This window comes from Bradyrhizobium cytisi (assembly GCF_008123515.1).
In the GTDB taxonomy this organism is placed as follows: Bacteria; Pseudomonadota; Alphaproteobacteria; order Rhizobiales; family Xanthobacteraceae; genus Bradyrhizobium; species Bradyrhizobium cytisi.
Genome location: NZ_VSSR01000011.1, coordinates 260302 through 269105 on the forward strand (window position 1 = coordinate 260302; position 8804 = coordinate 269105).

Below are 8804 nucleotides of genomic sequence, written 5' to 3' on the forward strand. Positions count from 1 at the left end.
GATGGAACGGCAAAGCCCGCGCGCGGAGCCAAGAGTGATCAGGAGGCATGGTTGACATCCGATCGACTGCAACGTTTTCGCGATCGTCTCGGCCTGCCTTTGATCGCAGCGCCGATGTTTCTGGTCTCCGGTGTCGAGCTGATGGTCGCGGCCTGCCGCAACGGGGTGATCGGCAGCTTTCCAACCGCGAACTGCCGCAGCACGGAACAGCTCGATGAATGGTTCACCGAAATCGCAACGCGGTTGCGTCAGCACGAGGATCAAACCGGCCGCAAGGCCGCGCCGCTCTGTCCGAATTTGATCGTGCATCGCTCGAACGCGCAGCTGGAGCAGGATCTCGCCGTGCTGCTCAAGCACAAGCCTGAGATCGTCATCACCTCGGTCGGCTCGCCGGCGCCGGTGTTGAAGCCGCTGCATGGTGCCGGCGCATTGGTGCTGGCGGATGTGGCCTCCATCCGCCACGCCGAACGCGCGGCGGCAGCCGGCGCCGACGGCCTGGTGCTGCTCACCGCGGGCGCGGGCGGACAGACCGGCTGGCTCAACCCGTTCGCGTTCGTCCGCGCGGTGCGCGCATTTTACGACGGCATCATCGTGCTCGCCGGCGGCATCAGCGATGGCCGCGCGCTGCATGCGGCCGAAGTGCTCGGCTGCGATCTCGGCTATATGGGCACAAAGTTCATCGCTACGCGCGAGAGCATGGCGGACGAACGCCACAAGCAGATGCTGGTCGAGAGCAGCGCCGACGACATTCTGCTCACCACCGCGTTTACCGGCTTGCAAACCAGCATGCTGAAGCCGTCGATCGTCGCTGCGGGCCTCGATCCCGACGACCTCCCGGCACGCGGCGCCATCGACATCGGCAAGGACATCGATGTCGCCGCGCGCGAGAGCCGGCCCGAGCGCTGGCGCGACATCTGGAGCGGCGGGCATTCGACATCGGGCGTCACGGACGTGATGGCGGTTGCCGATCTCGTGACCCGGACGGTCGCGGAGTACCGCGACGCAACGGGGCGATAGCGTTCCGCGCCGCCCAGCACGGTTAATCCCGCATGGCTCCCCAAGCCGGCGCTTAACGGCAGATTAACCATCGCCCGCCAAGAATCCCCTCACGGCCGCCAATCGGGACGAGAGGGACAGGCGATGGATTTCGATTTTCTCAACAGCAAGACAGCCGCAACGCTGGACGACATCCGCGTCCGCGTCGCCCATGCGCTGGCCCGCCACCCGCTCTGCCGCAATGTCCGCTTCGACATCCTCAGCGTCCCCCGCACCCGCCGGGGCGGCAATTGGACGGTGACGCTGCAATCGGTCGAGCCGCGCGCCGTCTGGGAGGCCTCCGAGATCGTCGCCGACATCCAGGACGCCTACGATCTGGCCGCAGCTGCCTGATTTCATTTGGCTCTTCGGCCTTGTCGTTGCAGGCAGGGTGATTGTCGCCGCAAAGGCACACTCGAGCCTTAATTCGTGCCCTTTTCCCGGGCACCGTTGACAACATCGTGAAGCGGTCCTTCCGGAGAGACGTTTGTCCAGAGCCATCACCATCATTGTGCTGACCTGTTTCCTCGTCCTCGGTGCCGCCACCACTGCCATTCTCGGCCGTGACAGCGTGCCCAGCGTCAGCGCCGAGATGATGACGCAGGCCCCGGCCAAGCCGGTCGCCGCCAACCGCGCCGCCAAGGCCGACCGGCTGGTTCCGACGCTGGCGCTGGCCTCGGCCGCGATCGATCCGGTGCAGGTTCCCGCTGACAGACTGTCTCAGGCCCCCGCGCTGATCGAACCGCTGCGCCAGGCTTTTGCTGCCGCCACCCCGTCCGATTTCCCGACGGCCAAGACAAGTTCATCGACAAGTGCATCGACAAATTCATCGCCGAACGTGAATGAGGCGCCCGCTGCGGCGGAAACTACCGCCGCCATCGAGGCTGCACCGAAGCCGAAGGCCGTCGCGAAACCGCAGCCGCAAAAGACCTATTCGCTGCTCTCCGAGGTGCAGATATCCGGCATCAGGGATCGCTTGAAGCTGTCGTCGTCGCAGGAATATTACTGGCCCTCGGTCGAGTCTGCGCTGCGCAACGTCGCCCGCAAGATCTCGGCCAACAAGCTCTCCAATCCCAACGGGCCGAACGTGCAGATCGATCCGAACTGCGACGAGGTTCAGCAGTTGAAGTCGGCCGCGATGCCGCTGCTGTTCCAGCTGCGTGACGACCAGAAGGAAGAAGTGCGCAAGCTCGCCCGCATCATCGGACTCGAGAACGTCGCGCAGCAAATCTGAGGTTTGGGTTCCTTAGAGGAACCGCACTCTCGTCAGGAACATCCGGTAATCAACAGGCGTTGCCCGCTCCAAACAGGGAGTGGACCAATGCGCGCCTCGACAGCCTATTTCGTCGGCGCCGGATCGATTGTCGCCGCCATCGCCATTGGTCTCGGCGGCGGCATCGTCGCCGGCGATATCATGCAGCCGATCGCGCCCAAGCAGGGGCCGGATGCCGGCAAGATAGCGCAACACGCGGAAGCCGCCGCGCCGGTCACGACAAACGCGCCATCGGAGCGCGTGCAATATCTCACTGGATCGCAAAGTTTTGGCGCGATGATCGCGGCGCCCGCGCAGGCTGAAGCCAAACCCGACGTGAAGCCCGACGCTCAGAGTGCTCAGATCGATGCCGCGGCCGCACCGCCGCCTCCCCAGGCAACGGCCGCGGTCGAGCCGCCCAAGCCGGTGCCTGCGTCGCCTCCGCAAGCGACAAAACCCATCGAGCAACAGGCCTCGACCGAACCGGCATCCTCACCTGACAGCGCCTATGCCAAGGCCAGGGATTCTGACGTGCGGCGCGCCGCGTCCGAGCGGCGACGTGCGGAGCGTCGTGAGCGCTGGGCCGAGCGACGCCATTATGACACGCGTGATGCACGCGGCGGGCGCGATCTGACCGACTGGGATGATGTCGCGCGCAACATTCGCGAGGATTCCTATGCGCGCGATGTTGCCCGCCGTCCGCGCGGTGGCTTCATGCTGTTCGGCCCCGACGACGATTAGCATCTGACGCAGCGTCGCCGCGCACGCGAACGTGAGCGGCGGTTCGTTCTGTGGCAGCGCTTGCCGTAAATTTCAACTTCCGGATGATCTCCGTCCAAGGCATGATTGACGCCGCCAGACAGAGGCCGCGTCATGGGAGTAGCGCTGCTAGCTTGGGGACGCTTCTTCGGTCCGCACGGCGAACGCGTGACCGTGCCTGCGCCGGTCGACGGGCGCGGCGCACCCTGGCTGCTCGATTTCCTCGCAACGCATGTTCGCGCACTGCGCAATGTCGGCTTCACCGCAATCCAGCTGCCGCCGACGTCGAAGGCGCAAGGCGGTGCCGGGCCGGGCTGTGACGGCTATGGCGTGTTCGATCCCCGCGACATCGGCAGCAAGAGCCAGCAAGGCTCGGTCGCCACGCGCTACGGCACCAGGGCGTCGCTGACGCGTCTGGTCGCCGTCGCGCATGCCTGCGATATCGACGTCTATCTCGATCTCGTTCTGCATCAACGCAGCGGCGAGAATGGCGGCCCCGGCGTGTTCCGCTATCTCGGCGCGGACGGGCAGTCGCTGAACGGACGGCACGCCACCTCGCCCGGCTGGTTTCGCGGCGTGCCGCCGGACGATCTGCCCGATGACGACGTGCCGAGCCCGCCCAACGATTTTCCGTTCGGTCGCGAGCTGTCCTACCAGCGCTGCCGGCCGCCGCGCGTCACGATCGAGGATGCGCTCGACTTCGGCGAATGGGTGTTCCGCACCACCGGCGCGGACGGCGCACGCTTCGACGACGTCAAGGGCACCTGGGCGCCGTTCGTGCGCGAGTTCATGACCCATGGCGTGATGGCCTCGAAGTTCTTCTATTCGGAGTATTTCGACGGCAATCGCGCGATCCTCAACGGCTGGGCGACGCAGCCGCCGCTCAATGGCCGGTCGCTGGTCGCCGATTTCCCGATGCATTGGGCGCTGCAATCCGCCTGCGACGGCGGCAATGCGCGGGCCTTGGACGGCGCTGGCTATACGAGCTGGCGTCCCGATCTCACGTGCACCTTCGTTGACAATCCTGATACCGATACCTCGCCGGGTCAGCAAGTCATCAGCAACAAGCTTCTGGCCTACGCCTTCCTGCTGTCGGTCGAGGGCTACCCGTTCGTCTACGGCAAGGATTATTTCCCGTCCAGCGTCTGGCCCGGCGCCTACGGGCTGAAGCCGTGGATCGACAATCTGGTCTGGATCCACGAGCACCTTGCCAATGGGCCGAGCAGCGGCCGCTTTCTCGATGACAAGGTGATCGTGCTCAACAGGATCGGCGCGCCCGGCCTGCTGACCGCGTTGAACTTCGACACCATGAATGCGCGCACAATCAGCTGCCAGACCGCGTTCGGGGCCAACGTGCAATTGCAGGACTATAGCGGTCATCACGACGATATCCGGACCGACGGAAACGGTGTCGCAAGCTTCACGATCCCGAGCAACGTCTTCAGCAAGGGCCAGAGCTATCTGTGCTTCTCGCGCGCGGGCCTGAATCTCGCGTCCATCCGCCATCCCCGTCACACCACGCAAACGATCTTCGGCGCCGCCGATCTCGACACGCTGCCGGCCGGCAATGCCGAGACCGAGACGGCGCGGATCTGGGTGGAGCAGGGCAGCAGGATCGTCATCGAGGTCAGCCTCGATCGCCACGGCGTGCCGGCAGGTGGCTCGCTCAAGGTCACCGTCACCGATGCGCAAGGGCACAGTGTGGTCGAGGCCGTCTGCAGCGGCGACCATGTCAGCGCGGAAGGAACGGCCGGCGCGACCGGCGAGCATCATATTCGCGTCGCGGGCCGGCAGTTGCCGGAGCACGGCGCGCCGTTTTCCGTCGACGTCACCTACCTTGCTCCACAAATCGTTTGAGAGGATCCCAATGTCATTGCATCTGTTGTGGACGTCCGCCGACAGCCTCATTGCCGCCTTTGCGCTGTCTTTCGTCGTGCCGGGGCGGCATGTGCTGCCGCTCGCACTGATGTTCGGCCTGTGCGACGGGCTCGGCTCGGCACTCGGCGTCAGCCTGCCGCCCGCAGGTGGGCTTGCAGCGATGCTGCTGATGGCGAGCGGTGCGGCGCTTCTCGTCGGACTGCCCATCGCGCAACGTCTCGTGAATGCACCGGGATGGCTCTATGTGTTGCCGCCGCTGCTGGCGATCGACAATGTCGTGTCGCGCACGGGCGATGCGCCGGCCCTTGCGCTGTCGAGCGCGATCATGGCCGGACTCGGCTTTGCCTGCGGAGCCGTCGTGCTGAGCTGGTGCCGCGCAGGCTCGCGCGATGCGCGACCACTTGCTGCGGCCAGCCTGATCGCGGCCGGAAGCCTCCTTGCCTGGGGAGCCTGACCATGGCCGCCTCCGTCACCACCCGTAGCTATAATCTGGCCAGGACCGGCGCGACCAATGCCGAGACGGTACTGACGGCGACCGCCGTCCGGACCAGGGGCATCGCAAAGCTCTTCAGCATTCCTATTCCCGACGATCCCCGGCTCGAGGCGCAGCCGCTCGCTGTCGGCGGCGTGCACACACCTGATGGCAAGACCCGCGACCTGATCTTCCAGGCCACCATGGGCAACTGGGTCTACGCCTTCGATGCGGTCACCGGCGAAAAAATCTGGGCGACGAATCTCGGCCGTCCCATCGTCGGAACGCTGGCCATCGACGGTCACATGACCAATGTCGATTGGGGGATCCTCTCGACCCCCGTGATCGACGAAGCCACCGGCATTCTCTATGCCTGCGCCTGGATCAGCGATGATGGCAGCGTTGCCAGGGCCCAGCATTTTCTCGCGGGCTTGCGGATCAGCGACGGCTCGAAGGTGCATGACAAGCTGTTGAATCTGGAGGGCGCGGTCTACACCCCGCCAGGTGGCCTGCCCGTGCAGAAATTCGTCTCGATCCAGCGCAAGCAACGCAGCGCACTGACGCTGACGCAGAACCACGTGCTGATTCCCTTCGGCACGGTCAGGGAGACCTCGGCGGCGGCGCGGGGCTGGTTGATCGCGGTTGACGTCCATGACTGGCATATTGCGGCTGCATGGTGCTCCACCGTGACCGGCTCCGGCGGCGGGCTGTGGCAGAGCGGGGCCGGTCCCGCCATTGCCCCCGACGGCTCGATCTATGTCATCACCGGCAACGGCGCGTTCTCGCCGCACCAAGGCGATTTCGGCGAGAGTGTGGTGCGGCTGGCCTTGCACACTGGACCTCTCGCGCATTTCGAGGTGCTGTCGTGGTGGACGCCGTGGACAGATGCCAACCGGGTCGGCGCCGCGGCTGCGGCGCTGCTCGACGACGATGACGATGCGCACGCGCTGCCGTCGAATGTCTCGCTGACCGCGGTGATCGGCCATGCCAAGCGGATGGGAATGGCGCTCACGCCGCTTCATGCGCGCGAGACGGCGCATGTCGCGGTGACGTCCGGGCCCGACGCAATGGATGCACAGATCGCGCCGGTCGTGGCGCATCACCTGGCGGCGATGAAGGAATCGGCATGGAGCGACCAGGACTTCGGCTCGGGCGGGCCGGTCTATGTCGCATCGGCTCACGCCGTGCTTGCGGCGGGCAAGGACGGCATTCTCTACACCGGCAATGCCGCGGTGCTTGGGGACACGCAACCGGGCGATCTTCAGGCCGGTCACTTCGCCGCCAACTATGCCAAGCTCAAGAAGCCGCCGATCCTCTATACGTTCTTCGATCCCACCGTGCCGCCGGCGCCGGCCTCGCCGATGGAGCTGAATCTGTGGCCGGGCGGCGCGACGCGGCATCTGCATGGCACGCCGCTGCTGTTTTCGTCCTCCATGCATGGCGTAATGCATGTCGTCGGCGGCGAGAACAGCGCGCTGCGGGCGTGGTCGATCGCGGCCGACGGGACCTCGACCTATCTCGCCGGATCCAACGAGATCGCCTCGCCGCAATCGCCGCGTCCATCGGGCGGCATGCCCGGCTGGAGCATCACGCTCGCGGCCAACAACGGCGCTGATGCCATCATCGTCGCAATGGTCCCCTACAAGGACAGCAACATGATGCTGAGCCCCGGACGTTTCCTGGTCTACGACGCGCAGAATTTTGCGACGAATCCGGATGGCTCGAAGCGGCTTCAGGCGATCTGGGACAGCGAGAACTGGGGTCCAGAGCACGCCTTCATGCATCCCAAGTTCAACCGCCCGATCGTCTGGAAGGGCCGCATCTATCGCCCGACCTATAACGGCCAGCTCGACGTCTATGGGCTGACGAACTAGAGGGCCGCTCCAAACCGGTGCGCTTGTGCCGTCCGGTTCTCGGCACGGATACGTCCGTTGTCCATCGCAACTGTCCGGAGAGGGCAGCAAAGGCCGATTGCATCTGCTTGTGAAATTGAATATTATCTAGATGTTTCTCTATGGTTGTGCGGCGCACTCGCAGTATTTTCGGCGCAATGAATTTCAATCCTCTCGGAACGCCCCGCGCCTCCAAATTTTGATCGTAACGTACTCATTGGAGCCATTCATGCTGACAGCCCATGTTGCACTTGTTTCCGAAGAATCGAAGATTAAGCCGGCCGAGCTGGCTAAGGTCGCCGGCGCTCTGTCCAAGCAGGTTTCGCGCGATTTCGGGCCGATCTGGAAAATCAACGCCGATGTCGCCGCCTATGAACATCTGGAAGACGTGCCGCTGGATTATTGGCCGATCATCATCAAGGACGACATCGGCGATCCTTCGGCTGCGGGCTACCATGAGGACAAGCACGGCCAGCCGTTCTCGCTGGTCATGTACGATCGCTCCTGGTCGCTGACAGCCAGCCACGAATGCCTGGAGATGCTCGCCGATCCATTCGGCCGCCGCACGGTTGCCGGCGAGTCGCCAGTCAAGAGCCAAGGACGGGTCAACTTCCTGGTCGAAGTCTGCGATCCCTGCGAGGCGGCGGATTGCGCCTACACCATCAACGGCATCCAGGTCTCCGACTTCTATACGCCAAACTATTTCGATCCGATGCCCGCGGCGGGCGTCCGCTACAGCTACACCGGATCGCTGAAGGAACCGCGGCAGGTCCTGAAGGACGGCTACTTGAGCTGGTACGTGCCGTCGACAAAGACCTGGTGGCAGCGCAACTGGTTTGGAGGTGCAAAGGCGGCTGATGGACCGATCGAGGGCCTCAAGCTCACAGGCACCAACGTTCGCGCGGCCATCGACCGATGTACAGAGGCAAGTCGCGCCAAAGCGCTCGACAAGGGCAGCCCCAGCGCCAAACAGTCCATGCGCGCGCTCAAGGGCAAGCCGGCAAAGGACGATCCGTTCACGAGCCGCGCGGCCGCATTGCGGGAAGCGATCAAGGCGGTCAGCGGTTCCTGAGGCCTTGTCGGCGCTCCAGATGCCATTAGCTTGGTGTGAACTGGAGCGTCGATGGAGGTGACACGCATGAGCGCGGATGACGACGAGAAGGCCCGCAAGCGGAGGGCCGAAGAATTGCGTTCGACGATCCGCGACGCGGAATCGGGCGCGAAGCCCGGCCGCGCGCCGACGCCTCGTGAGATCACCGATGAAGCGGCGCGCAAGGCGCGCGACGAAGCCAACAAGATCTCGCCGGAAAAGGATCGTTCCAACGGTTAGGGCGTGATTCCCACCGCGACGGCTACGTTGTTCACCCTCCCGCTCCTGGGCTATGGGATGCCCGAAAGTGATTCCCCGGAGTTTATGGATGTGATTCAAGGCCTTTCGACCTGTCTGGGACGGAGGGCCTGCGATGTCTTTTGGCGATGTTCGGGTTGCTGAGCGGGCTGATTGGCTGATCGAGCG

General features: G+C 64.6%; 9 protein-coding genes. All 9 read left to right on the forward strand.

The window, feature by feature from the left end; genetic code table 11:
• The first annotated feature begins 51 nt into the window (after nt 1-51).
• The 9 genes from FXB38_RS06700 to FXB38_RS06740 all read left to right on the forward strand — a co-directional run bounded on the left by FXB38_RS06700 (nt 52) and on the right by FXB38_RS06740 (nt 8618).
• The gene (locus tag FXB38_RS06700; RefSeq protein ID WP_148749962.1) at nt 52-1017 is read left to right on the forward strand and encodes an NAD(P)H-dependent flavin oxidoreductase; all 966 of its coding nucleotides are present in this window, start codon (nt 52-54) and stop codon (nt 1015-1017) included.
• A 123-nt stretch (nt 1018-1140) separates the two neighbouring features.
• The gene (locus tag FXB38_RS06705; RefSeq protein ID WP_148749963.1) at nt 1141-1389 is read left to right on the forward strand and encodes a hypothetical protein; all 249 of its coding nucleotides are present in this window, start codon (nt 1141-1143) and stop codon (nt 1387-1389) included.
• A gap of 133 nt (nt 1390-1522) precedes the next feature.
• The gene (locus FXB38_RS06710) at nt 1523-2269 is read left to right on the forward strand and encodes a hypothetical protein (RefSeq protein ID WP_187434703.1); all 747 of its coding nucleotides are present in this window, start codon (nt 1523-1525) and stop codon (nt 2267-2269) included.
• Nucleotides 2270-2356: 87 nt separating this feature from the next.
• The gene (locus FXB38_RS06715; RefSeq protein ID WP_148749964.1) at nt 2357-3028 is read left to right on the forward strand and encodes a hypothetical protein; all 672 of its coding nucleotides are present in this window, start codon (nt 2357-2359) and stop codon (nt 3026-3028) included.
• A gap of 132 nt (nt 3029-3160) precedes the next feature.
• Entirely contained in the window at nt 3161-4903 is a 1743-nt protein-coding gene (locus FXB38_RS06720) for an alpha-amylase family protein (RefSeq protein ID WP_148749965.1), read from the forward strand.
• A 10-nt stretch (nt 4904-4913) separates the two neighbouring features.
• Entirely contained in the window at nt 4914-5378 is a 465-nt protein-coding gene (locus FXB38_RS06725; RefSeq protein ID WP_148749966.1) for a hypothetical protein, read from the forward strand.
• A 2-nt stretch (nt 5379-5380) separates the two neighbouring features.
• On the forward strand, nt 5381-7270 hold the full coding sequence (locus tag FXB38_RS45320; protein ID WP_148749967.1) for a PQQ-binding-like beta-propeller repeat protein: 1890 nt from the start codon (nt 5381-5383) through the stop codon (nt 7268-7270).
• A 247-nt stretch (nt 7271-7517) separates the two neighbouring features.
• The gene (locus FXB38_RS06735) at nt 7518-8360 is read left to right on the forward strand and encodes a hypothetical protein (RefSeq protein WP_148749968.1); all 843 of its coding nucleotides are present in this window, start codon (nt 7518-7520) and stop codon (nt 8358-8360) included.
• A gap of 66 nt (nt 8361-8426) precedes the next feature.
• Nucleotides 8427-8618, forward strand: a complete 192-nt coding sequence (locus FXB38_RS06740; RefSeq protein ID WP_148749969.1) for a hypothetical protein — start codon at nt 8427-8429, stop codon at nt 8616-8618.
• Nucleotides 8619-8804 lie beyond the last annotated feature (186 nt).

Bases quoted from the DNA above. Each gene is read 5' to 3' on its own strand.
- FXB38_RS06705 (WP_148749963.1), top strand. From the start codon at position 1,141: ATGGATTTCGATTTTCTCAACAGCAAGACAGCCGCAACGCTGGACGAC.
- FXB38_RS06735 (WP_148749968.1), top strand. From the start codon at position 7,518: ATGCTGACAGCCCATGTTGCACTTGTTTCCGAAGAATCGAAGATTAAG.
- FXB38_RS45320 (WP_148749967.1), top strand. From the start codon at position 5,381: ATGGCCGCCTCCGTCACCACCCGTAGCTATAATCTGGCCAGGACCGGC.
- FXB38_RS06725 (WP_148749966.1), top strand. From the start codon at position 4,914: ATGTCATTGCATCTGTTGTGGACGTCCGCCGACAGCCTCATTGCCGCC.
- FXB38_RS06720 (WP_148749965.1), top strand. From the start codon at position 3,161: ATGGGAGTAGCGCTGCTAGCTTGGGGACGCTTCTTCGGTCCGCACGGC.
- FXB38_RS06715 (WP_148749964.1), top strand. From the start codon at position 2,357: ATGCGCGCCTCGACAGCCTATTTCGTCGGCGCCGGATCGATTGTCGCC.
- FXB38_RS06740 (WP_148749969.1), top strand. From the start codon at position 8,427: ATGAGCGCGGATGACGACGAGAAGGCCCGCAAGCGGAGGGCCGAAGAA.